Origin of the sequence: Paenibacillus montanisoli, assembly GCF_003268025.1 — a bacterium.
Lineage (GTDB): Bacteria > Bacillota > Bacilli > Paenibacillales > Paenibacillaceae > Paenibacillus_Z > Paenibacillus_Z montanisoli.
The window spans coordinates 194363-219733 of the sequence record NZ_QLUW01000005.1; the positions used below are offsets into that span (position 1 = coordinate 194363).

A 25371-nucleotide genomic window follows, 5' to 3' on the forward strand; every position below is an offset into this window, starting at 1 on the left:
CTTTTTTGAGCCTCCCTTCTACTCCGAATGATCCGAAGCCGCTGTCGCAGAAGCGGCGGTCGTTTCTTCTTTGCTGGAAATGATTTTGAGTCCCACGATACCGCCGACAAGCAGCGCGATGAACAGCAGCTTCAATACATCCGCAGGCTCGCCCTGAATGATGCCGACGATCACGGTTCCCACCGTCCCGATCCCGGTAAATACGGCATAAGCCGTTCCGATTTCAATCGTGCGCATCGCCCTTGCGAACAGCATGAAGCTGACGATCAGGAGCGCAATAGTAATCAAGCTCGGCAGCCACTGCGAAAATCCTTCCGAGGCCTGCATCCCGTATGCCCAGCCTACCTCGAGCAATCCGGCCAGCAGCAAATACAGCCACGCCATGATGTCTCAACCTCCCGTTTCCCGTTTGATCCCCTCTTGCAGCCAATCCCAGAGCAGCTCCTGCCGCTTCCGGTATAGCGCCGAATCGTACAACTTATGTTCCACTAACAAGCCGTCAATAAGCGCGTAAAATAACGCGAGCAGCCGTTCCGTCTGATCTATGCTTAGAGCTGCAGGCTGCGCGGCACAACCGTGGAGCAGCGCCGTTAATTGGAGCGTTACCTCTTCTTCGTACGCCGTAAGATATCGGCTAAGCCGCTCTTCCAAATGCCTAGGCGGCATGACAAGCGTGCGTTTGAGGAACGATTGCCCCTTCGTGATCTGATCGAGATCCGCATAGAAAAGAAACACGGCGTGGATTCGATCGATCGGCGGCTTGGCTTCCGTTTCCCGCATCAGCTCCATCAGCTTCGCCAGCTCTTCCTTTATGGCATCCTCAAGCAGCTCGATGAACAGCTGCTCTTTGGAGTTGAAATGGGCGTAGATCGACGGCGTCTTGATGCCGACCGACTTGGCGATCTCCGATAAGGACACGCCTTCGTAGCCCGATTCCGCAAATAACGTCAATGCTGCTTGCTTTAACCGGCTCGCCGTCATGCTTAGTTCTCCCCTTGCTTCGTCGACCTTATCGCCTAACGAACGTTAGTTAGTTTCAAGTGATCATAGCTTCTTTGGTGTCGGGTGTCAAGCGCTTTTCGCGGAGTAAAGCAGCACGGTGCCGCGCATTTATCGGCCGATTCCCGCTCCATGTGCGGTAACTGTTACCTCTCTTTCGCTCACATCAGACGATTCCCGCCCCATATGCAGTAACTGTTACCTCTCTGTGGCTACTTATATAGTCTTCCACAGCCCACCTGAGCGGAATCGCTTCTTCTTGTCGGCTCTCACAAATTATGTTATTATGTAATTATGTAATTACGTAATTAAATAATAACGATGAGGTGGTTCCGATGAGTGAGAAGCGGGATTTCGGCGCGGAGCTTGATTGGTTGAAGGAGCAGCTGCTCCAGCTGCAAGCGCAGATGATGAAGCAGCAACCAGGCGGGCGCAGCTCAGGCGGCGCATGGGCTGCGCAGCCACAGCCCGGCGAGCAGCTGGATGCCGCCAACGAGCATGGCGGCATGCTGCATTATGCCGGTTCATTCCAGCATGGAAGCGGGACACTGAAGTGGGCGCCGCAGGAGCGGCCGATCAGCGAGCTGACGAAGCTTGACAGCGAGAAAGGCGCCAAAATCATAGCCGCCCTCGGGCACAAGCAGCGGCTGGACATCCTCCGCGCGATCATTGAGGAGCCGCGGACTGGAGCAGAGCTTGTGGAGCGGCTGAATATGGGCACTACGGGCCAGCTGTATCATCATATTAAAGCATTGGCCGGCGCCGATTTGCTGCACCAGGAGGAGCGGGGCGGCACATATAGCGTGCCCGAACACCGGCTGCTCCCCATTCTGCTGCTGCTTGCCGCAGCCAAGGACTTGAGCGAGACAAGCGATTATTTGGCGATGAGCGAGGCCCGTGAGCGGGCGGGCGACTATCTGGGCAACCCTGCGGCGCAGGGGAAGCACGATCCGCATCTGCTGCTGTGGGCGGTGCTGGAGAATAGCATTTTGGAGCATGAAGCGGGATTTTGCAGCGAGCTCCATCTGTTTCTCCACGATGACCGCTCCATCACTGCATCGGATAACGGGCGCGGGATCCCGACCCGGGCATTGGAAGGCAGCGGGAAAACATTGCTGCATACCGTCATGACGGACTTGGAGCAGCTGGCCGTGCAAGGCGCCGTCCTTACCGCGCCAGGCAGCGCCCGCGGCATCAACATCGCGGTCGTCAATGCCATGTCCGATTGGCTCCAGGTCGACATCCAACGGGAAGGGACCATTGTCCGGCAGCAGTACCGGCACGGCATTCCGCAGCACCCGCTGCTCACGGTCGGCGTAACGTGCGAAACGGGCACAAGCGTTACTTTCTTGCCCGATCAAGAGCTGTTCGAAGGCGGCTTCGACCTTTCGCGCGTCAAAGCCCGGTGCGAGGAGCTCATGCGCGCATTCCCGAAGCTAGCCATCCGTGTCCACTCTTGAATTTGAGGGTGAATACTCTACCTCAAATGTGGTATAATAGACGTAATTAAAAGGCCATGCTACCGAAAAAGGTACAACCTCGCTAGGAATAACGAGGTTGTACCTTTTTTGCGTTGTCGGACCCACCCTTTTCTTAGGAGAGTGACCCTATTATGCTGCTCGAAGCGATCTATCACCGCCCGAAGCAAAACTGGTCGTACGCTTACGACCGCTCGACCCTTCATCTTCGAATCCGCACCAAAAAAGCCGACATGGACGCCGTCCAAGCCATAGTCGGCGACAAATACGCCTGGGACGATACGAAACAGACCGTGCCGATGCGGATCTTCGCGACGGACGCCATGTTCGATTATTGGGAAGCCGCCGTGGAGCCGCCTTTCCGCCGGCTGCGCTACGCCTTCCAGCTGGAGAAGGGAAAGAAGAAGCTGTGGCTGACCGAAAGCGGCTTTGTGACCGCGCCTCCTGCCGACTGCCTGACGTTCTTCGACTATCCGTTCATCAACCCGGTCGACGTGTTCCAGCCGCCGGCATGGGTGAAAGAAGCCGTCTTCTATCAGATCTTCCCGGAACGGTTCGCGAACGGCGATTCCTCCCTCGATCCCGAGCATGTCGAGCCGTGGGGCGGCAAGCCGACGCCGAAAAACTTCTTCGGCGGCGATCTGCAAGGCGTCATCGATCATCTGGACTATTTGGCCGAGCTTGGCGTAAACGCGATTTATTTTACCCCTGTGTTCGAAGCGACCACAAATCATAAATACGATACGCAGGATTACCTGAAGATCGATCCGCACTTCGGCACGAACGAGCTGATGAAGCAGCTGGTCGAGGTGTGCCGCAAGCGCGGCATCCGCGTCCTTCTGGATGCGGTGTTCAATCATGCGGGAGCCACGTTCCCGCCATTCCTGGATGTCCAGGAAAAAGGCGCGGACTCCAAGTACGCCGGCTGGTTCCATGTGCGGGAATGGCCGCTGCGCGTGGAGGACGGCATCCCGACGTACGACACGTTCGCCTTCGAGCCGATCATGCCGAAGCTGAACACCGAGCATCCGGAGGTCAAAGAATACCTGCTTAAGGTAGCTCGTTACTGGGTCGAGGAAATCGGCATCGACGGCTGGCGCCTTGACGTAGCGAACGAAGTTGACCATCATTTCTGGCGCGAATTCCGCAAGACGGTCAAGGACGTGAATCCGGACGCGTACATTCTTGGAGAGATCTGGCACGATTCGATGATGTGGCTCGAGGGCGATCAATTCGACGCCGTCATGAACTATCCGTTCACGAACGCCGTACTGGACTACGCCGCGTACGGCAAGCTGGACGGGCGCGGCTTCGCGAATGCGATCGGCACGCAGCTGGCGAACTACCCGCAGCAGGCGACCGAGGTCGCGTTCAACCTGCTGGACAGCCACGATACGCCGCGGCTTCTCACGATTTGCGGCGGCGAAGAGCGCCGGATGAAGCTGGCCGCGCTGTTTCAAATGACCTATCCGGGCACTCCGTGCATCTACTATGGAGACGAGGTGGGGATGTCCGGCGCGGGCGATCCCGACTGCCGCCAGTGCATGGTGTGGGATGAAGAGCAGCAGAACGGCGACCTGCTGAAGTTTTACCGGGCGCTGATCGCGCTTCGCAAGCAGCACGCCTCTCTCCGCTCTATGGACATCGTCTTCCTCCACGCCGCAGAGAAGGATGCCGCCATAGTCTATGAACGCCGAAGCGGCGATGAAGTGTTCATCATTGCGATGAATGCCGGCAGCCGCCCGCGCAATCTGGACGTTCCAGCTGCAAACGGCGAGTGGCAGGATATGATCGGAGGAGGCGGCAAGACGCAGGTGAAGGGCCGGCAGCTTTCGATTGCGCTCGGCAGCCTCGGATTCGCCGTGTACAAATATGTAGGCTAACGAAGAAAGGCTGGCCGGAACGGTGCGTATGCACACCGTTCCGGCCAGCCTCTTTTTACAATTAAGGAATCGTCAGCTCTTCGGCAAAATGCCCCGACCGGTTCACTTTCGTCTCCAGGTACTTCCGGTTAAACTCGGAAATATCGCCCCAAAGCGGCACTCGATCCTCTACATTCATCCCGGACGCCTTGAGTGCGGAGAGCTTCCTCGGATTATTGGTGATCAGCGTTACCGGCTTGCTCCGCAGGTGGGCGAGCACGAGCAAAGCTTCCTCGTAGCTGCGCACATCGTCCTTGAACCCCAGCTCGAGATTCGCCTCCACCGTGTCGTACCCTTTCTCCTGCAAAATATAAGCCATCGCCTTGCTGAACAGCCCGATCCCCCGCCCCTCATGGTTAGCGAGGTAGAACAGCGCGCCCGCGCCATGCGAAGTAATCATCTTCATCGACTGGTGCAGCTGAAACCCGCAATCGCACCGCTTGCTGCCGAAAATATCGCCCGTATGGCAGATACTGTGCATCCGGATCAGCGCATCCGGGCTGCCCGCGAAGTCGCCGTACACGAGCGCGCTCGACTGCTGCTTCTCGGCCAGGTTGGACGCGGACAGCTGCTCGATCAGAAACTCCGTCCGCTCCTTGTTCTTGCATCCGCCCTTGGTATGCACCAGGTCCTTGCACGGCAGCCAGCAGTACCACTTGAACGTGTGCGTCTCCCCTTCCAGATTGACCGGAAGCTGAATCGGCCCGACCAGAATCAAGGTACCGTTCTTGCTCTTGATCGTCTCGATTCGGTCATCAAGTATGCCTACGATTTTCTCATCAATCATGCCTGAAATCTCCACCCTTCCGCATCCGCCATGTTAGTGTGAATTGCGGCGAAGCGAATTATTCCATGGAGATCGTTGGGCGGAGAGCTATACGATCTGACGAAGCCGGATGAAACGCGGACGATAAACGGAGCCCTCTGCAGGGCCGTCGCCTGCGTAGATGGACACGTAATCGCCCGTAATCCGAGTGTTGACCGCATTTCACCGTGTTAACCGGCAGGGCTGACGAGGCAAAGACATCTAACTTGGGGGACGAGGGAGGAATATCAAGATCCTCAAATTCATCTTGCGCCGACATAATCAGCTCCATCACTTGATCGGCACATGGAACTCCTGCTTCACTCCAACCTCTTGGGTGAATGTGATCTGCGGCAAATGATTCTTCTTCATTCTGATGAGCACTTCCTCTATCTATCGGATCCTCCTTTATGGCTAATGTTCAATATTTTTCATGCCTCAAATGAACCCAGTGCTGCTTAAACCCGTCTAATATGTAAAAAAGATTTTTAAGTTATTCGATTCTAAAGTTTTATTAAAAAAGGACTAATGAACTATACAGTGCTGACATATCATGCGATAATGTAACAAATTTCCTAAAAAGGAAAATATTAAAAATTATATTTCAGAAGGAGATGTTGTAATTTGAGCAGGCGAAGGAAATTTCTAATGGCTGGCGTACTGACTGCGGTAATCGTGTTGGGTGGAGGATCAGGTTATATACTGCACTCGACTTCAACGAATGCATCGCAACTTGATGAAAAAGATGTCGAGCAGTCGGTGTTAAATTATTTTAATGCTATTGAGTCCAAAAATGTAGATGATATGGTAAAGTACTCCATTGACACTAGGTACTCAACTGAACAAGAAGCATCGCGTAAACCAGATTACCAAGAGATTATGAAATCAGATATTGCTCATCTTAATGACATAGTCAAGATTGAGCAAAATGATGAGAAAAATTTCACTGCAACATTGAATGTTTATACAGAAGATACTGGTGATATCATTTTAAAGTTCCCTGTGACACTTACTGATGATGGAAGCTGGAAGATCATTATTGGCCAATCAATACAGTATAAAGATATTGACCAATACAAGGTCGGAGGTTAAAGTTTAATGAAAAAGAAGCTAAAGAAATCACTCTTAATCGTACCATTAACTTTAATGATGGCATTGGTTTTTGCTCAATCTGCATTTGCAGGAGTAAGTGTTGATTATTATAGTTGGTCTATTCAGTTTCAATACAACAAACTGTATGGAGATGTGTTTACAAATACCAATCCCAATCCTAGTATTTTGGGTAAGCAAGATGGAGCATGTAATGCAAATACCATTATTGAGTATGCACTTGTAAAGAAAGGAACATTTTCAGATGTTGAATATGGAACGCCTCATCAAATTCCTTACGACTACATCACCCAAACTTACGTTTACCAATGGTATGGTGTTGAAGTAAATAAGGAAATGCGGATTAGAATCACGAATATGGTTGATAGCTGTTCAGCATCTGGGTCTGGTAATGTTTATAACTAAGCAGGCCTGATTTTTTAGAGACAATAGACCCCAAGGGGTCTATTGTCATGTCGCCCCTCTTCCTTCTTGGCTAAAAAAGGTTCAATATTCTTCATGGCTCGCATGAACTCATGGAGCACAAGGCCAAAGCCGGTCCACCACATGACGGAGAACTACCCGATTTGATGAAGCCGGATGAAACGCGGACGATACACCGATCCCTGTTTCTCATGCGCTTCCCAGCTGGTCGTATTCACATTGTAGCTAATTAACAACTCACCCGGCTTTGACAAATGCGGGTGTCCCTTCGCGTTATACACATAGATGCCGTTGCCGGCCTCCGGCTCCGAGCAATAATGAAGCGGGATGCTCTGAGTAAACGGACCTGCAGGGCTGTCGCCGGCGTAGATGGAAACGTAATCGCCCGTAACATTCTTCTGATGAAAAGCTACAACGTATTTGCCGTCCAGCTCCCCGCCGCTCATCGGCGAAATGCTGACCTCGCAGGAGGTTTCCTGCGCTACGGGCACAGCCTGCTCTTTATCCGGAACCCATTCCGTGCCGTTCCAATAGGTCCACTGCTCGAAAGCGCTAATTTGTTCAGCAGCTGCGCGGGCCGCCATCAACCTGACGACGCCCGTGTCATTTTGCAGGCCGTAAATATAGACGAATCCGTCTGCCTTGGGCGCACCCGCTTCTATCGTATTCGGCATAACCGCTGCCCCGAAATACGTCATCAAACCGTTTGCGGCCCGGTAATAGAGCGGCGTATCGACCTGCTCCTGCTCAGACAGCTGCAGCCCATGCTCGCCGAACGGAGCCGATACGAGCGTGACGCCGTGAACCTTGAATTGAAACCCTTCCGGCCCTGACGGATCGGGTCCGATGATTAAAGGGAAGCAATAGAACCTGCCTCCGATCGAGGTCCCATCCTGAAGCCAGTAATAGGTATCCGCTTCCGACAGCGCAGCCGAAGTAGCGGGTACCAGAACGCTATCCGGTTCGCCATTCTCCCCCGCCCCCCAATGGAAGGAAATGCTGGACGGATCCGGCGCCTCCCCTTCCAGCACCGCAAACGTGTTATTCACCATGGCAAAGGAAAGGCGGTTGTCGGTCGCTTCATCCACTTCCCCGACGAAGGTGTCGCCGAATAGAAACAGCGTTTTTGTCTCCCAAGCAGCGCCGCTCGATTCGTTGCCGTTGAACGGAATGGAATTGATTCCGTCCGATCCGCTCCAGCCTGAACGCTTGTGGAACAATGCCGTCCAATCGTCCGCCGGTTCCGCGGCCAAGCCCGCACCCGCATAGAATTGAACGGCGCTTAAGCCGCAATAAGGGACTTGCTTCTCATCTGCCGCCCAATTGCCGGCGCCATGCTCGGCATGTGCGGAAATGCGGACATAGCGGGCCAGCGCGTTACGAAACAGAACCGGACTGCCGGCGCCGTCATTCAGATTTGTCGCCTTCAAAGCCGGGGATCCATCCGCTGGTGCCAACTCGAACGGATGCCCTTCGCTCCGCAGTTCCGTCCAGTCTTTACCGTTAAGCGAATATTCGATAGCAACGCGCTTCATGCCGCGCCGATGCAGCTCCGGAAAGTCGTCATGATGCTGGTTATAGTTCCATACCCGCATTTCCCCGATCGGGTAGGTCGCTCCAAAGTCAAAGGAGACCCAAGCCGGGCACTCGGGCGTATGATGGGACAGCCACATGGACTGGCCTGACACCGCATTCGTGTAAAGCATCGCTTTGCCGGAATGCTCGATTGCGCCGGCTTGGACAATTAAATTGTCCGCCGACATCCCTTCCGATGCCGGTTTGCTGCTGGAGACGCCGCGAACGGGAATCCGGTCGCCTTTCTTTTCAGGCCTATTAAGATAATTTATCAAGCCGTTCACTCCCCTCGGATTGTTCCGAATCTTGATCCATGGCCAGCCGAAGCAGCTTGGATACCCCGACGAACGTGCTGTGCGACGTTTGCTCGACATATTCGATCTGAAGCGTTACGCCCTGAAGCTGCTCCAAGAATGCCCGCCCAAACAAATCATGGCTCTTGGCGATTTGCCCCCCGATAATTACGGCCTCCGGCTGAAAAGCGTCAATCAGCGGCAGGAAGGCACGCCCCATATTCGTTCCGAATTGATGGAATACGGCTGCAGCCCCTTCATGCCCTGATCTGGATAGTTCCGCTAACTCTTTCACATCCAAGCCGGACGGCAATCCCTGCTCTGCCGCCAAGCGCATAATGCCCCGTTTGGAAATGTAATCGTCAATAATGGATGCTTCGAACGGCGTATTGTAAATCCACCCGTTCTCCGGCACATCGGAGCGTTCCTTGACCAGCAGGCCATGCTCGATGAAAGCCGAGCCCGTCCCGGTTCCGATCGTGACGCACATCGACTTGGCATACGTCTTGGCTTTGCCCGATAAGAGCTCGCCAAGAGCGAATAAATTCGCATCGTTATCGAAGACGATCCTGTAGTTCGGCGACAGCTTCTTCTTCAAACCGGGCTGGGAGCCGAGCCGTTCCATTAATTCCTCGCGCAGGTTCACGCCGTAAATATGCTCGAATTTATCGATGCCCCGAATGTAGCTGATGCCGTTCTCATAATCGAAAGGTCCGGGAAAAGCAAACCCGATGCCGAATACCTTAAACCATTTGTCGTTGATCTTGTTAATCTGCTGTTGAATAATCGAAACGAAGTGCTCCAGCAGCTTCTCTTTCTCTTCTTTCGCTTTAGCCGGGTAAATAACCATCGTATCCTTACACACGTTCCCGTGGCTGCTCAGCACCGCCGATTTGATAAACAACCCGCCTACATCAAACGCAATGGCATATTCATTCATACAAGCAGCCTCTCTCTCGCGTCTTCTCTTGCGCTAGCCATACGTCACTACATACGTCTCCCCGGGGCGGTCGATCACGATTTCGTATCCGCCTTCCCGTTCAATCACTTCCCCAATGGAAGCGACCGCCCGTTTGCCGGCCGGGATGCGCAATCGTCCTGTTCCGGACGAAGCCTTCACTTTAATCGTTGTTTGATCCATATAGACATCAATCGGTCCTCTAGGCGTAGGAACGCTGCCTTCCAACCACTCCAACCCGCCTAGCCGAGGTTCCACTGTATATCGCTCATATCCTGGCGCGTCCGGTCGAACACCCAAATAATACTTGCCCAGCAAGTAAAGCGGACTCGCTCCCCAAGCATGGCAGAGGCTTTTGCCGAAGGGCCTTCCATACATCGCATAATGCTCCGCTCCTGTTTGCGAAGGATCGTACGCTTCCCAGAACGTAGTCGCTCCCAAATCGAGCATGCCGCCCCAGTAGCTCACGATCTCCTCCATCACGCGATCGTGCTCGCCGCATTCGCAAAGCGCCGCCAGTTCATAGAATCGCATGTAGGGCGTAGTAATACTTTGTACGCCTTCATTCAACAGGACGCCGGCTGCAATGCCGCGTCTCTTCTCCTCGCTTAGATAACGGAACAGCACCGCAAACAAATTCGGGTATTTGGTCAAATGGCGGTTCAGCTTCCCCTCGTTCCAACTGTGGACAAGCCCTGATTGCCGTTCGTCCCAGAAGCGCTCTTCAATTTGCGGCAGCAGCGCATCATGCAGTTCCCGATACGTACGCGCGCGTTCTGAGTCGCCCATGGCCGAAGCAAATGCGCTCATCGCCTCCAAGCTGCGCGCAAGCAGCAGCTGCTCCGTGCTGACAACGCCGCGGTTATCCATCTCCGCCCAGTCCACGAACACCCAGTCCTCCGGATACCCCTCCATGAAGCCGTCCTTGTTGCGGCGCTCCAGACAGAACGCCATCAGCGAAACCATTTTCGGATAGAGATGCGCAAGGAAAGACGTGTCTCCCGTGTACGTGTAATAGTCGTATATGCTTATAAACCAATAGAAAGAATAATCCATGATATGATTCAAATGCGTCTCGACGGGATCCTTGCCTCTCACGGCAATCATCGTCCGCTTGCAAACATCATCGTCGAAGAAGCTGTAGAAATTCATCAAGACGCTCTGATAGACGTCGCCGGACCAAACCCAGCGATCGCGTTTGACGCCATCCAGAAAAAACTCCCGCGTATTCAAATGAAGGGTGTATACGGACGTATCCCATATTCGGTTTACGAGCTCATCCGAGCAGCGAAACGTTCCTTTGGGCTCGATAGGCAAGTATTCGTAAAGCGCGGTTAGCTCCTCGAAGGAAGCGCCCTCTCCCTCGCATTCAACATGGACATAGCGAAATGCCCTTGAACGGGGGTTCGTATAGACGGCCGAATCGGACTCCGCCTTAATGGTGTCAAGCGTTTCGCAGAAGCGCTTCGACAGAGCTTCCTCAAGCGACTCGCCATAATACAGATGAATGGTGCCCGTGCCCTGCAAGCCATGAAGACGAACATAGCCGAAGGTCTGTTTCCCAAAATCATAAATGCGGCCGTACGGCGACTCCGTGGACGCCATCCAGCCTACCGGACGGATCGGCTCTACCTCAAGCCGGTAGCAGCTCGGCGGTTCGGAGGCATCATTGAACTGCAAATGCGCCGCGGGCACGAACTTACGCGTATTGTAGGACACCTCCCAGCTGCCGTCGCTGTTAATGGTGTCGCCCTCTACATAAATGGCCGGAAGCCCGTTTTCATTGGCTACCCATACCGTAAGCTCATAAGTCCCCGGTCGAAGAAGAATAGCGTCCGGCGGGTCATGAATGATGACATAATCAATGGACACGTAAAATTGTCCTTCAGCCGCCAGGAGAATCGTTTCTTCCCGCTCGAGCTCAACGCGTTTGCGAAAGCTGACGCTGCTGTGGCAGGAATCCAGCTTCCAGATCGGCGGAACGGTCGCATGCCTCTCCTGCCGGCGCAGCGATACCTTCTGATGCAGCCAGATTTCGAAATCATCCGGATACCAAATCCACGTTGCTTTCCCTGACATGCCTGGTTCCCCAATCCGCTATTTGTTCTCCGCACCCTCGTAGTACACCCAGCTGCGGCTCGTTTTAATAATAATCAAGGTGAAAATGAGCGTAATCAGCATTAACACCCACGCCATCGCGGATGCGTAACCCATCTGCAAATCTTTAAAGGCTTTGTTATACAAATAGAGCGCGTAGAAGGTCGTCGAATTGACCGGACCGCCGCCCGTCATGATATAAGCTTGAATGAAGACCTGGAACCCGCCGAGGATGCCCATCACCAGGTTGAAGAAAATCGTAGGCGACAGCATCGGCAGCGTAATGCGCCAGAACTGCTTCATTTTGCCTGCGCCGTCTACGGTAGCCGCTTCATACAAATCCTTCGGCACCCCTTGCAGTCCCGCGAGATAGACGATCATCCCGCCGCCGACGCTCCAAATATTCATCAGTATCAACGACGGCTTCGACCAGTTCTCGTCCGACAGCCAGCCGGGACCTTCGATCCCAAGCTTGGCTAACCCGTCGTTGATCAGCCCGAAGTTCGGGTCCAGCAGCCACTGCCAGAGCAGCGCGACGGCGACGCCCGTCACGATGCTAGGCAAATAGAAGATCGCCCGGAAAACGCGGATGCCGCGAACCTTCTGGTTCATCAGCAGCGCGATCAGGACGCCGAAGAAAATATTGATCGGCACGCTGAAAAACACGAAATAAAGCGTATTGTACAAGCTCTTCCAGAAGAGCGGATCTTCCGTGAACAAAATTTTATAATTCAGAAACCCGATCCAACGGGGAGGCTTCAGCATGTTGTACGACGTGAAGCTTAAGTAGAGGGAGTACAGAATCGGACCGGCCATAAATAGGAAAAACCCAATCAGCCATGGTGAAAAAAACAAATATCCGTTGATGGCTTCCTGCCTATCCATCGATATCCTCGGCTTCTTCGGCATGTTCATCATTTTGCTCCTTTATATGTGCTTCCCGCCGATGCAGCGCGCACCGGCGGGAAGCAGTTGATTCTCTGGTTCAAACCTATTGGGTTGCCGCGTAGTTCTCCAGTTCCTTCTCGATGGCCTGCTGCGCTTCATCCAGGGCGGCCTGAGCGTCCTTCTTGCCTTGCAGCACCTCGTCGATCTTCGGAGACAAGCTTGCATGCCACGACGGCGAGCCTTCCACATACTCGATGAACCGGGAGCTGTCCATTTGATCCACGACCATTTTCCATACCGGGTCACTGATGAATTCCGCGTCTTTGGCTGCCAGCATATTCGATACCAACGAACCGGATTCGCGGTGAATTTGCTTCTGGACATCCACGCTCGTCAGATACTTCATCAATTCCCATGCGGCATCGGCTTGGGCCTGATCCTTGTTGTCGATAATCTCCAGATCGAAGCCGGCAGACCAGCTGGCATTCTGCTTCTGGAACGGAATCGGCGCTACGCCGAACTCCATATCCGGCTTGTTGCGTTTAATGTCGCCGTACAGGTTGTTGACGTCGACGATCATCGCCACGCGTCCTGCGATGAACGGGCTCATTTGCAGGGCACCGTTCTGCGTATTGAAGGCTTGCAGCGCTTTCGAGCCGTACTTGCCTTGAATCTTCGCCATCCATTGGAGCGTTTCGACGTTCTCAGGCTTATTGTAGGTCGGCTTCAAGCTGTCATCCCAGAAATCGCCGCCGTTGGTCCAAGCCAGCGTCCAGAAGTTCAAGTTGCCCATCGTAGGGGAGAACCCGACGCGGTCGAGCATCTTATCCTCGTTGACGATCGTCAGCTTATCCGCGTACTGTTCGAGCTCATCCCAATTGGTAGGCGGCTTCTCCGGATCCAAGCCCACTTCGCGGAAGGCCGCTTTGTTATAGAACAACAGACGGACGTCGGTATCGTTCGGCATGGCGTACATGCTGCCGTTGTATTTTACCCGGTCGACAAGAACAGGGAAGTAGTCTTCCAGCTTAATGCCGTCCCGCTGGATGTAGCTGTCCAAATTGAGGATGACGCCGGACTTCGCGCGGTTCAGCGCCGTGCTCGTATCATTGAGCGCAAGGTCCGGGCCGCTTCCGCCGGCTACCGCCGTAGAGAGCTTCGTCCAATAGTCCCAGAACGAAACGCCGAGCGATTTGACCGTGATGTAATCATGCTCCTTCTGGAAATCGGCTATCAGCTTCTCGTAAAGATCCTTCATCGGCCCTTCCGAGTACACGTGCCAGAAGTCGATTTCGACCGGCTCTTTCTTCTCCGGCTCTGCCGCCGGCTCCGTATCCGTTCCGCTGTTCGTTGATGTGCCTTGACTGTTGTTGGTTTGAGCAGCTGCATTCTCTCCGTTATTCTTGCTTCCTTCGTTAGCCCCATTGGAGCAGCCTGCCATAACGCCAAGCATGATCGTTGCGGTACAGAATAAACTCAATCCTTTTTTCATCTTCATTGCATAAACCCCCTAGTATTTATTGAGATTCAGATGAAGCACATGCGGACCAATCAGCCCTTAATGCCCGTGAGCGTAATGCCTTCAATGAAGTATTTCTGGCAGCTGAGGAAGAGCACGATCGTCGGCAGCATGACAATAATCGAAGCCGCCATCATGACATTCCAGCGTGTGCCGTACTGCATTTGGAACGACCGAAGCCCGAGAGCGAGCGTAAACTTGTCGGGGTCATTCAGATAAATGAGCGGCCCCAGAAAATCGTTCCAAGTTCCCATGAAGGTGAAGATTGCCAGCGTAGCAAGGGCCGGCTTAGACAGCGGCAGAAAAATTTTGGCGTAAATCATGATCTCCTTGCATCCGTCGATCTTAGCCGCTTCGGAGAGCTCCTTCGGAATGGTCATAAAGAACTGCCGCAGCAAAAATATATAGAAGGCGCCTCCGAAGAAATACGGCACAGTTAACGGCAAATAGGTATCAATCCAATTCAGTTTCTTAAAGAGGACGAAGACCGGGATCATGGTCACTTGCGGGGGCAGCATCATCGTGGCAAGCAAGATGACGAACCAGACGTTTCGGCCCGGCCACCTAAGCTTGGCGAACGCATACGCGACAAGCGAGGATGACAACACCGTCCCGAACATCGACACGAACGTTAAAAACAGCGTGTTGTAGGTGTACCTCAGAAACGGAAACGACTGTACGGCTTTCACGTAGTTGTCCCATTGGAAAGGCTCCGGCACCCACTTCGGCGGGAGATCGAACAGTCCGACGTCGCCCTTGAGCGAAGTGGACAGCATCCATAAGAGAGGAAGAATAAAGAGGACACTGCCGGCGATCAACAGGCTGTACACCATAATTCGGTGAATAAATAAACTGGTCTTCACACTGCTGTAGGTATTCATGACTTAGCTCCCTTTTACAAAATACATCCATACCCGTGGATTCAAACTTCCCTATTGAATCCGCTTTCATCACTGATTATAATAGATTTGTGCTACACCAGTCTTTACGTTTAAGTGCCAAAGTTTTATAAAATGGAGACATACCGCCATGTCAGTGGAAGGTACTGGGAGGGTTCAGTCTTGGACTTTACGCAAGCGCAGCTTCATGAAAGCAATGCCTTTCTAAATAAACATGCCGTCCAGATCAAGGGGACGGATGTCGGCCTATATATCCACTACTGGGGCGGGGAGCTCGTTCTCTACGATAATGTGCTGCACAAGCATTCGTTCTACGAGGTCTGCTATATCGAGGATGGTGAAGGGGTCTACTCCGAGAACGGAAAGGAATACCCGCTTCACAAAGGCGTCCTGTTCGTTTCGCGGCCGCATATCCGGCACCGGATTCAAAGCGAGAAAGGGCTGCACATCATCTTCGTAGCCTTCGAGCTGCTGGAATCGGAATCCTCCGCCTTTGCGATCAAGCGGTTCCAGTCCTTTGCCAAGACCGACAGGTTTCACATCACCGATGCCGCCGCTTCGCCGGCGATACAGCTGTGGAAATCACTGCTGACGCTCGTGCTGCAGCGGCCGGCCTTCGTCAAGGATACGATTGAAGCGCTAAGCATTGCGCTGCTCACTTCGCTCGAGAACGAATTCAACATCTCGCAGGGCATCCCGCCTGCATACTTGAATCAGCAGGTTGTCCGCGCCTCCACGACGATCTGCCACCGCGCCAAGCTGTACATTCTGGACAACCTGTCCCAGCCTCTAAGGCTGCAGAATGTGGCGGATTACTTGCATATTTCTCCTCGCCATCTGTCGCGTCTGTTTACCGAGGAATTAGGGATGACGTTCACCAATTTCGTGCGCAAGGAGCGAGTCGCCCAGGCCGCTACCCTTCTCTCGGCCGGCCGGCTGTCCATTAAGAAAATCGCGGAAGACACCGGCTTCGATACGGTCCACTACTTCTCCTCGGTATTCAAAGCCGAGATGGGAGTTACGCCCGGCGAATTCAATAAGAAACTCAATTACAGCTAAAAAGTCCGCCTTTCCCGCGCAGATGCGCAGGAGGCGGACTTTTGTCCGTTCAAAGGCTATTCCAGCGCTACCTTCACGGTAGCCTGCTGCTTCGGTTTAAGCTCCAGATGCACGATATTATTATCGACCGGAAGAGAAGCAAGCTCTTGCTCGAGGAGGTCCGTCAGCGAAGCTGATTTCACGGCCGAGTCAGCCAGCTTGATCACCGCGGCATTGCCCGTATCCAGCAGATTCTGGACGCGGATGATGACGGCGCCCTCTTCTCCCTCGGCCGGCTTGACGTGGTATGCAGCCACGCCGTCCCCTTCCACGGAGAGCCATTCGCCGGAGGCTTCGCGCGGACAGTTGACCACCGGGAATTTCTGAACCGGATGGGAGACCTGAATGCCGTATGCCGTTGCTTGCTCCGGCTTGAATTCGGAAATGCCCAGCAATTCGTACTTCACCGTCAGGACGCCGGGCTGAGAAGCTCTGAAATTCGTATCCCAGTAGTTGTTGACCGGCCAAGCCAGCAGCAGCGGGTTCTCTTGGCGCGACACCGCTTTCTGCTCTTTGCCGAAGTTGAAGCCGCCGATTTGCACGAGCGGCGCGTCCGGACAGGCCAAGATGACGCCGTGCGAGCCATCATAGACGGAGATGGTCTGATCGACGGTCACCCAGTCGCGGCATACGCCCGGAAGCTGCTCCTGGTCCAGCTTGACGAACGTGCCCGCGCTGTCAAACGCAGCCTCCCAGCCGTTCTTCAAGTTCAGCGGGAACGTGAAGTACATCGCTTCCGGCTCGCGGATATCGGTCTTATGGAACGTCGCAACCAGCTCGATGCCGGGGCGGTGAGCAAAGAACGTGATCCGCTGCTCCAGACCGCTCACGCCGGGCGCTTCCCATTTCAGCACAAGCGTAGCGCCGGAATCATGCCGCTCGATGCTTGAGGAAATCAGCCTGCTCGCGCCTTTACGGACGGACGACCATTCGTTGTTCCAGCAGCTGATGCTATTGTTGCATTTCTCGATTTCCCGAGGGAACAAGGTCACCCGCGTTTGCGGATGCTTCAGCGGATCGATGCTCTCATGCACGTACTGGAAGAAGGTCCATTCGCTCGACGTATCGAGCATCGGCCAATTCAGCGACTTGTCGACGAGCTCCGTAATGCGTCCGGTTGTTGGCTCAAACGCAAGCCGATAGTACGGCGTTTCGATGGAACGATCCGTCGTGACGACGGCTTCGGCGTTTCGCACCGGCTTGAGCTCCTTCACAGGGATCGTGCGCCAGCTGAACGGCGGAAGCGTGACGATGCCGTAGGACGGCGTTTTCCAGTTATCGTCCATGTTGTTCCAATGGAATTTGTACCGGTTTGCCGCGGTATGGCGTCCTTCGTGCAGAAACTCTTCAGGGATGCGCAGGTCGCAGCTCGCCTCGGCATGCGTCGGGTTGACCAGCAGAATGCCTTCCGGCTGCTCGGATTGAAGCGGATTGTTCGCCAGCTTCTCCATTTGGCTCGAAAGCAAGTAGCTGCTGACGCTGTTGGCCTGGTAAGCATAGTGCGCCTTGTGCATCCATTGCGTCTTCGTAAACTGCGCGTCCGGCTCAAGGATGGATACGTTGGCTCCCCAAGTATGCTCGTCATACAAGTTCGCATGATCCCAAGCTTCTTCGTTCAGCTGCTTGTAACGGGAATTCGGCGTACCCTGAAAAGCCTCCAGCAATTCCGCGCTCTTCAAGCTGACCTTCGTTCTCCGGTTCAGTTTGGTCTCCTCCGCCGAGCTTGCCGCGCCGAAATTCCAGTAATCGGTCCAATCGCCGGCATGCACGGGGATTTGTTCCTTCGGAATCGTCCGCAGCCGTTTAAGCAGCATTTCCGGCGTGATGAGACGGATGCGCTGCTCGTGGCCCTCTTCGTTCCATCTGCGGAACATTTCGAGCAAATCCTGGTCGGGCGGCGTATTGTCGAGCATCGGAATGTTGGTCGCGGAGATGTACATGAAGTCCTGGTTGTATCCTTCGCTCTCAATGCGTTGAATGTACTTATCCAGCCCTTCCTTCATACGCTTCGTGCTCTTCTCCCATAGATAGCAAATTTGCGTAAGCATCGAATAATGCTCGCCATGGAAGGTCATCAGCTCGCGGCCATCCGGAGCCTGCCAGCGGAACGCGCCCGGGCGGGAAAGCGGTATGCCGCCGAAGTGAGTATTGATCCCCGTCGTGTACAGCTCGATGCCGGCGTCTAGCATCAGCTGCGACAAAGCCCATGGCTGACCGTTAATATCGTGATTGATGGCGGTGTTGGCGGCGATGCCAAACCGCTCCCGCAGCTGCTTCACCGGATAGAACATCCGCGCGAGCTGCTCCGCATTGCAAAGCGGCGTGGTGTGCAGGTTCATGGCTGCGATGCAAATCTGGCCGTTCTTCAAATAACGGGCGAACCGGTCAACTTGCGGAGGCGTTGCCGATTCCAGCCAGCGCATAACGGGCGCCGTCGCTTCGCAGGTCCAATAGAACCGCGATTCCTCCGGCTCCTGCTCCGTCCGCTCGCACAGATCGATCGCCTGGTCGATATATTCACGCTGCAGCTCCCACAGTACGGGCTGCGGATGCGTATATCCGACATCTAGATGGCTATGGTGATAGACTAATATCTCTTTGATTTTGGACATAAGGAAAAGGCACCTCCGAATATGAATAAACCGCTTTCATGACCTACTCGGATTATACTGGCGCTAAACGGCGGTGTCTTTACGACCGAAGGCCACAGTTTTACAATTTGAGGACACGGAAGAGAGATGGGGCCTCGCCGCTAATTTCGCCGCACGGTTCATGCGAAAAGGGCGATTTGCGGCATCAAGCCCCGCAAATCGCCCTTTTCGTTCATGCCGGCTATGTAACTGCGTTTATAATTTTCGTAATATGCCAACGGCCCAAATTAGCCGTGTATACATCCTGGCCGCGAACGGCGCAGTTCGTCGGGTGGCAAAGCGTGTGCGCCTCGGGATCGTAGTAGAGCAGCTCCAAACCGCCTTCTTGCGAATGGCGGTAAATCATGGAAGGCTCATAGCAGCTGATATAGAGCCGCCCATCCCCATCGAGCGCAAGCCCGTCAGGCAGCGCGTCCACGCGGACGACAAGCTCCTTCTCTCCCGGGCGGCCGTCCGCCAGAATCGGGATCCGCGAGATTTGCCGGCCGAACGTCTCGGCTACGTAGAGGCAGCTGCCGTCCGCAGCGAGCGCCATGCCGTTCGCGAAACGCATCGGCTCGCGGTACCATAGCTCTCCCTCTCCGGTTTGCAGGTCAAAGCTCCAGATTCCCGGACCTGCCTCGTTGGAATCGTAGCTGTCGCTCACGTACAGACGGCCCCTCTTCTCATCAACGACCGGGAAATTCGGAATACGGATGGATCCGTCTCCGCCCGCGAACCGAACAAGCTCTTGCCGGTCCGCGCTCAGCTTGAACACGGCCGCATGCTTCAGATCGCAAATATATAGCTGCCCTGCGGAATCGAAGGCAATGCCGAGCACGAAACCGGACGTGGTCGCGATTTGGCGGATGGATTGCCCGTTCGCATCGATGCGGAATATTTCGCCCCGCTCGCCGCCGCACCATACATGGCCTTCTTGATCGAAGGCGATGCATTCCGGATGATTAAGCTGCGGCTCGGTAAAAATCCCGTCGAAGAACATAACCCCGTTCTCGGCCGGGAGCAGCGCTTCTTGCCCTTGCCATGCCGGTTTCATCGTAAGCCCCCTTTACGCTTCCTATGCATTAGGATCCGCCCAACGATCGTTCGGAACAAGCGGAAACCATTCCGGCCTCGACGGATCTCTGTCGTACGGATAGCCGCCCAGCTCCCGGTACAGCTCCGCATACCGGGCCAGCTTATCGCGGTCGATGTCAATGCCGAGTCCCGGGCCTTCAGGCACCTGGATCGCACCGTTCTCATACGTCATTTTGCCGCCCACGATAATGTCATCTACCAGATGGTGATAGTGCGCATCGGCCGCATGGGCCAGATTCGGCACGACCGCGCCCAGATGGAGCATGGTCGCCAGCTGGATGCCGAGCTCGCCGGAGGAATGAACGGCCACCCCGAGCTGAAAGGTCTCGCAAACGCCCGCCGCTTTGATGCAAGCACGGATGCCGCCCCAGAACGTCGTATCGAGCAGAATGACATCGACGGACAGGTCCAGAATATTGGCGGCCAGCTGCTCGAAATTGACGACCACCGTATTCGTCGCCGTCGGAATCCGCACCATGGAGCGTACGCGGCGCATGCCATTAAGCCCCCAAGTCGGGTCTTCGTAGTAATCGTTGTTCAAGTGCTCGATCGCTTGCCCGAAACGGATGGATTCCTCTACGCTGAGCGCCGCATTGGGGTCATAGCGCAGCTTATCCTGCGGAAATGCCGCGGCGAGCGCCTTGTAGCATTCCAGCTCATAATCGGGATGGAATACGCCGCCCTTGAGCTTATGTACCGTGAAGCCATATTGGTTTTTTAACTCGCGGCAGTGGTCGATCAGCTGCTGAACCGTCCGCACCTCCGCTTCGCCTTTCTCGTTCGGAAGACGGTAGAATAAGTAGCTTGCGAAAGGCACCTGATCGCGGACCTTGCCGCCCAGTAGCTGGTGCACCGGCAGATTCAGCTTCTTGCCCATAATGTCCAGGCAGGCAAACTCAATCGCCGCAAACAGCTGCGTGCGGTTATTGTAGAGGCTTGCCGTCGGATTGCAAATTTTGAAGCGCAGCTCCTCCAGCTGAAACGGATTGTGCCCCAACAGGTAGCGCTTCAGTCCCGCAAACGCAAGCTCCGCGCTCTCCCCGCCTCCGCCCATCTCGCCGTAGCCCGTAATGCCCTCATCGGTTTCCACTTCGATAATCGTCCTCACGAACCGCCCCCAATGGGCGCCATTGCTGTGGCGCAGGGGAGCCGTGAGCGGAACGGTAACGGTCGTCGCCTTAATATCGGTAATTTTCATCTTCTCAAGCTCCTTCTCATTCCGGCAAATGAACGCCCAGCGCGGCTGTCATGCCTCCGTCGATTTTGTATTCCCCGCCGGTAATAAACGAAGCCCGGTCGCTGGCCAAGAAGGCAATCAGCTCCGCCACTTCATCCGCCCTGGCGACGCGTCCGAGCGGGTGCATGCCGCCCCAATCGCCCAGCATTTGCTCCATGGACTTGTCGCCCTTGAACAGGTCGGCCGCCCAGCGCAGCATCGGCGTATCCACGGAAGCCGGGCATACCGCGTTGAAGCGAATCGCCTCCTCCGCGTGGTCTAGCGCCATGGCGCGCGTGAGCGCATTGATCGCACCTTTGCTCGCCGTGTAAGCGGCAACGCCCTTCTGCGAAGCGAACGCCTGCACGGAAGAGACGTTCACCACCGCGCCTCCTCCGCGTTTACGCATTTCCGGAAGCGCGTACTTGCAGCTTAAGAAGACGCCTTTCACGTTGATGCCGAGGACTTCATCCCATGTTTCTTCGGACGTATCCACGACATCCCCGTAGCGTTGGACGCCGGCGCTGTTCACCAGAATGTCGATGCCGCCATAAAGGCTGACGGCCGCCTGCATCAGCCGCTGAACCTCCTCGGCGTGCCGAATATCCGCTCGATAGGCGGTAACGCTCAGACCTTCCTTCGCCATGGCATCGACCGCCTCATCGCATTCCGCTTCGCTAATTCCGCAGATGACGACAGCCGCGCCGCCCTGGGCCAGCCGTCTTGCCGCCCCATAGCCGATTCCTTTGGTCCCGCCTGTCACTACCGCTACCTTCCCTTGAAATTCCGTCGCTATCTGCATGGCAAGTCACTCCTTCCCGCATGATCGTTGCTTGTTTATTTCTTCGCTTCATAAGGCACGGTTCTTAGCCAGAACCGCAGCGTCTGCATCGGCCCGATCGTGCCTGCCGAGCCGTTCCGCAGCGATTCCTCGATTCCGCTCGTCGGATAGCCGCAGAAAGGCTCCAAGCCGATATTGTAATGCCGGCCGTACCACGGATAGGCTTTGGTATCGCCGAACTCCTGCCAGTACCACGCGTGCGGGAACTGCTTCCCGTCCCATTCCACGCGCAGGCCGAGACCGAGCCGTTGATTCTCCACCTCGTACCAGGCCTTGTCTTCGAATCCGGTTAAATAGACGATATCCGACGGCTCGCCTCGGTCAGGGAGAACCGATAGATCGAAGCGCTGCCCATTCAAGTCTTCCGCTAGCGGCCATTCGTACCGCTTCCCCCGCTTCACGCGGCCCGGCGGCACCTGTGAATCCATCTCCTCCGTCACGATTGCCGCACCCTCCGGCAGCCGAATCCGGCAGCCCGGTTCGACGAACGGCTGGCCGAGCGCAATATGATGACCCCACATAAACTGCAGCGGCAGCCCTGCCAAATTCTCCAGCTCTTCCTCGATAAATAACGCCGGCGACCCTAGTTCGAGCCGTATCGTCTTGCGCAGCTCGAACGGCACCTTCTTCGGGCGTACCCGGAAACGCACGCCGATCCGCTCCGGCGTATCCTCTACGATTTCATAGTCCCACGGCATATGCGCGACCTCGCCGTGCTGGCCGAATTGCGCGCCCATGTACAGGCTTGGCGGGCCTCCGTTCGGAAACACCTCCTGCCAGCCGCCGGGATAGTAATCGATGAACGAAGATACCGAATCCGGCGACGTCGGCAAGTAGGCGCCGGGATTTTGAACGCCCTGCGCGCTAAGCCACATAAAGTCTAGATCCGCAGACTTATAGAGATATTCGAAAATTTCCGTCCCTTTATCCGGCAAAATCGATACCCGCACCTTGTCATTCTCCAGAACGACCGTCCGCATGCCGAAGGTCGTCACTTGATCATGGATGCGGCAGCCATAGTTGCGCTGCGGCCGGTAGATGCCTGTTCCCATTACGCTCACTCCTTCGCTTTGATTTCCCGCAGATTCATCCACCGCGGGCGGTAAATATCGCTGTTGGCCATATTGGCCGCTCCGTCTGCCGTATTGACGTTGTAGGAAATCAGCAGCTCGCCCGGCTTCGAGAGATGCGGGTGCGCTTTGGCATTGTACGTGAATATCCCCTGGCCCGCGCTCGCCTCGTCATTCGCGTAGATAACCGTTTCCTCGCCGAACGGTCCCCACGGATGCTCGGCTACGCGGATAGCCGTACCGCTTCCGACCGTTCCTTTCTGATAGACAAGCACATAGCTGCCCTTGAAAGGCCCCTCCTTCATCGGAGTGACGCTAAGCTCGGGCGATACGTGGTCGGCGAGCGCGGCCGCCTTCGCAATATCCGCCGACCATCCTTCGCCGTCCCAGTACGTCCACTTGTCGAACTGCTCGATCTGCTCCGGTTTAACGCGCGCCACTAGCAGCTGCTTATCGGAAGGCTGGTCCAGATAACCGTATACATACACGTAACCATCGGGACTGGGGGCGCCGGCCGACTCCGTATTGGCCATAATGCCGGCGCCGAACACGTGGTTCCCCGCATCCGCCGAAGCCGGGCGATGGAACAGCGGCGTATCCCGCTGCTCGGCCTGGGCCCATTGCGGAAGGCCATCTTCCCCGCCTAACGGAACCCGAATCATCGAAACGTCGTCAATGGCGAACTGAAAGCCCGCAGGTCCGTTCGGATCATGCTTCATCAAGATCGGGAGCAGGTACAGCTGCTCGTTCAGCACGATCCCATCCTGCAGCCAATACCAGTAGGCGGCAGGCATCCCGTCCCCCCCGGTAGAAGCTTCCGGCTTGACCCGGCTCACGTCCGGCTTGAAGATCGCGTCGACCGTCGTTCCTTCGCCTTTATCCCCGTAGTAAAATTTCATCTGCCCCGGGCTCGGCTCCTGTCCGTTCAACACTGCCATCGTATTGTTCACGAGCTTGCCCGTTCTGACATGCGTGGTCGGATCCGCTTGCCCGATAAACGTATCGCTGAACAGCCACAGCGTCTTCTCGTCAGCGCTGCCGCCCGGCTGGTCGTAACCGGAAGCCGGGATGGAGAAAATACCGTCCGCGCCCGTCCATTCTAAGTTATTGCTGAACATGGCGGTCCATTCCGGTGCCGGCTCTGCCGCCATGCCCTCTCCGCAATAGAAGCGCACCTCGCTGAGGCCGAACCCCCGCTTCGAGCCGCTCCAATTGCCCGCCGGATCATTGGCATCCACGGACAGCTTCACATAGCGGGCCGAGACGTCTCCAAATTGGATCGGCGAATGCGCCTCGTCGTTCAGGTTCGTCGCGTCCAGCTTCGCGGAGCCATCTGCTTTAGACAGCTCATAAGGGAACCCTTCGCCTTTTAACTCCGTCCATTGAACCGCGTCCAGCGAGTAAAACACCTTGATCCGCCGCATTCCCTCGCCCGTATAATCATTCTCCGGGTGCTCCGGATCCAGGCGGTTGTAGTTCCAGACCCACATTTCCCGCAGCGGATAAGTTCCGCCCAGGTCATAGACGGCATCGACCGCCGCCTGGCCCTGCTTTGGCTCCGCAAGCCACATCGTCGCGCCGGACGCGTCGTTATCGTGCGTATCCTTCTTCGACAGCAAGCCGCTCATGCCATAGCCGTTAACCGTGTTGACAGCCAATGTCTCCTGGCTCTCATCGCCGCCAACCGCTTCGGCGCTGATCATGCCATCCGCCTCAGGCCGGTGCACATATTTATAGAAGCAGACCTCACTGAGGCCGAAGACCGCCTCATGGCCCGATTTTCCGCCCCAATTCCCTTCCCCGGGCACCGCTTTCGCCGTAAGCTTCACGAAACGGGCCGGCAGGCCGTCAAACTCGACAGGCGCATGACTGTCCCGCAGATTAGTCGCCTGCTGCGCATTCGAGCCTTCCGCCTTCGCCAGCTGGTAAGGGTAGCCTTTGCCTTTCCACTCCGACCATGTTTCTCCGTCCTGCGAGTAATAAATCTGGATATGCTTGAGTCCCCGGGCGGTAAAGGCATCGCCCTTCTGATCCGGTTCGTTGTAATTCCACACCCACATTTCAGACAACGGCTCCACCTTGCCGAAATCGAACGTAATCGATACTTCCTCTTGATCCAGCACCTTCGTTTGCCACATGGCGTTTGGCATTCTGCCGTGCGTGCGGAGCTTTCCGATCGATCCGGACATCCCGGAATTATTCACGGCTTTATTGGCACTGAAGCCTTTCGCATCGTCCGCCGACGCCGCAATCGCCGACAGCTGCACCCCATAAGCGGGCTCAGCGGCAAACGCCTCATCCTGTTTATTGAAGAAGCGAAAATAGCCTAAAGCAAGCACTGCAGTCAACGCAACAATGGCGAGAACCATGCTGATCTTTCGTCTCGCTTTCACCGCCCGATTCCCCCTGAACAATAAAATCTCCGTGCGCTTTGATAGGGAAAGCAAGGGCG

At 55.3% G+C, this 25371-nt stretch carries 20 protein-coding genes; 5 read left to right on the forward strand and 15 right to left on the reverse strand.

The features are described from left to right. Positions 1 to 18: 18 nt before the first annotated feature. Entirely contained in the window at positions 19 to 384 is a 366-nt protein-coding gene (locus DL346_RS23540; RefSeq protein WP_112884840.1) for a DMT family transporter, read from the reverse strand. A gap of 6 nt (positions 385 to 390) precedes the next feature. Then, a complete protein-coding gene (locus tag DL346_RS23545) occupies positions 391 to 981 on the reverse strand; it encodes a TetR/AcrR family transcriptional regulator (RefSeq protein ID WP_112884841.1) in 591 nt (196 codons plus the stop codon). Positions 982 to 1334: 353 nt separating this feature from the next. Here DL346_RS23545 and DL346_RS23550 point away from each other — a divergent pair, with 353 nt between their 5' ends. Continuing rightward, a complete protein-coding gene (locus tag DL346_RS23550) occupies positions 1335 to 2459 on the forward strand; it encodes a helix-turn-helix domain-containing protein (RefSeq protein WP_112884842.1) in 1125 nt (374 codons plus the stop codon). Positions 2460 to 2611: 152 nt separating this feature from the next. After that, positions 2612 to 4360 carry an alpha-glycosidase gene (locus tag DL346_RS23555; RefSeq protein WP_112884843.1) on the forward strand — a complete coding sequence of 583 codons (1749 nt, stop codon included), beginning with the start codon at positions 2612 to 2614 and terminating at the stop codon, positions 4358 to 4360. A 61-nt stretch (positions 4361 to 4421) separates the two neighbouring features. On the opposite strand, the gene DL346_RS23560 is transcribed toward DL346_RS23555, so the two are convergent. Continuing rightward, entirely contained in the window at positions 4422 to 5186 is a 765-nt protein-coding gene (locus tag DL346_RS23560) for a GTP cyclohydrolase II (RefSeq protein ID WP_112884844.1), read from the reverse strand. 666 nt (positions 5187 to 5852) lie between these two features. Here DL346_RS23560 and DL346_RS23565 point away from each other — a divergent pair. Both DL346_RS23565 and DL346_RS23570 read left to right on the forward strand, forming a co-directional pair. Continuing rightward, entirely contained in the window at positions 5853 to 6296 is a 444-nt protein-coding gene (locus tag DL346_RS23565) for a nuclear transport factor 2 family protein (RefSeq protein WP_133257565.1), read from the forward strand. Between the two features lie 6 nt (positions 6297 to 6302). After that, a complete protein-coding gene (locus DL346_RS23570; RefSeq protein WP_112884846.1) occupies positions 6303 to 6719 on the forward strand; it encodes a hypothetical protein in 417 nt (138 codons plus the stop codon). 152 nt (positions 6720 to 6871) lie between these two features. Here the strand turns inward: DL346_RS23570 and DL346_RS23575 are convergent, their stop codons facing one another. The 6 genes from DL346_RS23575 to DL346_RS23600 all read right to left on the reverse strand — a co-directional run bounded on the left by DL346_RS23575 (position 6872) and on the right by DL346_RS23600 (position 14948). Next, complete coding sequence (locus DL346_RS23575; RefSeq protein ID WP_165822641.1) at positions 6872 to 8587, reverse strand: DUF4185 domain-containing protein; 1716 nt, start codon at positions 8585 to 8587, stop codon at positions 6872 to 6874. Beyond that, complete coding sequence (locus tag DL346_RS23580) at positions 8571 to 9545, reverse strand: ROK family protein (RefSeq protein WP_112884848.1); 975 nt, start codon at positions 9543 to 9545, stop codon at positions 8571 to 8573. Before DL346_RS23580 ends, DL346_RS23575 begins: the two co-directional genes overlap by 17 nt. A 33-nt stretch (positions 9546 to 9578) precedes the next feature. Next, positions 9579 to 11642 (reverse strand): alpha-L-rhamnosidase-related protein, encoded by a 2064-nt coding sequence (locus DL346_RS23585; RefSeq protein ID WP_112884849.1) that lies wholly within the window; start codon positions 11640 to 11642, stop codon positions 9579 to 9581. An 18-nt stretch (positions 11643 to 11660) separates the two neighbouring features. After that, positions 11661 to 12569, reverse strand: coding sequence for a carbohydrate ABC transporter permease (locus DL346_RS23590; RefSeq protein ID WP_112885083.1), 909 nt, complete (start codon positions 12567 to 12569; stop codon positions 11661 to 11663). 82 nt (positions 12570 to 12651) lie between these two features. Further along, on the reverse strand, positions 12652 to 14046 hold the full coding sequence (locus DL346_RS23595; protein WP_112884850.1) for an ABC transporter substrate-binding protein: 1395 nt from the start codon (positions 14044 to 14046) through the stop codon (positions 12652 to 12654). A gap of 53 nt (positions 14047 to 14099) precedes the next feature. Further along, positions 14100 to 14948: a carbohydrate ABC transporter permease gene (locus DL346_RS23600; RefSeq protein WP_112884851.1), complete on the reverse strand. Its 849-nt coding sequence runs from the start codon at positions 14946 to 14948 to the stop codon at positions 14100 to 14102. A gap of 180 nt (positions 14949 to 15128) precedes the next feature. Between DL346_RS23600 and DL346_RS23605 the strand changes: the two genes are divergently transcribed. Beyond that, positions 15129 to 16025 carry an AraC family transcriptional regulator gene (locus DL346_RS23605; RefSeq protein ID WP_165822642.1) on the forward strand — a complete coding sequence of 299 codons (897 nt, stop codon included), beginning with the start codon at positions 15129 to 15131 and terminating at the stop codon, positions 16023 to 16025. Positions 16026 to 16081: 56 nt separating this feature from the next. Here the strand turns inward: DL346_RS23605 and DL346_RS23610 are convergent, their stop codons facing one another. From DL346_RS23610 to DL346_RS23635, 6 genes are all read right to left on the reverse strand, one after another. Continuing rightward, complete coding sequence (locus tag DL346_RS23610) at positions 16082 to 18676, reverse strand: glycoside hydrolase family 38 N-terminal domain-containing protein (RefSeq protein WP_112884853.1); 2595 nt, start codon at positions 18674 to 18676, stop codon at positions 16082 to 16084. Positions 18677 to 18896: 220 nt separating this feature from the next. Then, a complete protein-coding gene (locus tag DL346_RS23615) occupies positions 18897 to 19751 on the reverse strand; it encodes an SMP-30/gluconolactonase/LRE family protein (protein WP_206098579.1) in 855 nt (284 codons plus the stop codon). A gap of 21 nt (positions 19752 to 19772) precedes the next feature. After that, complete coding sequence (locus DL346_RS23620) at positions 19773 to 20990, reverse strand: enolase C-terminal domain-like protein (protein ID WP_112884854.1); 1218 nt, start codon at positions 20988 to 20990, stop codon at positions 19773 to 19775. 16 nt (positions 20991 to 21006) lie between these two features. Next, positions 21007 to 21810 carry an SDR family NAD(P)-dependent oxidoreductase gene (locus tag DL346_RS23625; RefSeq protein ID WP_112884855.1) on the reverse strand — a complete coding sequence of 268 codons (804 nt, stop codon included), beginning with the start codon at positions 21808 to 21810 and terminating at the stop codon, positions 21007 to 21009. A gap of 35 nt (positions 21811 to 21845) precedes the next feature. Then, the gene (locus DL346_RS23630) at positions 21846 to 22901 is read right to left on the reverse strand and encodes a DUF4432 family protein (protein ID WP_112884856.1); all 1056 of its coding nucleotides are present in this window, start codon (positions 22899 to 22901) and stop codon (positions 21846 to 21848) included. A gap of 5 nt (positions 22902 to 22906) precedes the next feature. Then, a complete protein-coding gene (locus tag DL346_RS23635) occupies positions 22907 to 25312 on the reverse strand; it encodes a DUF4185 domain-containing protein (RefSeq protein WP_112884857.1) in 2406 nt (801 codons plus the stop codon). Between the last annotated feature and the right edge of the window lie 59 nt (positions 25313 to 25371).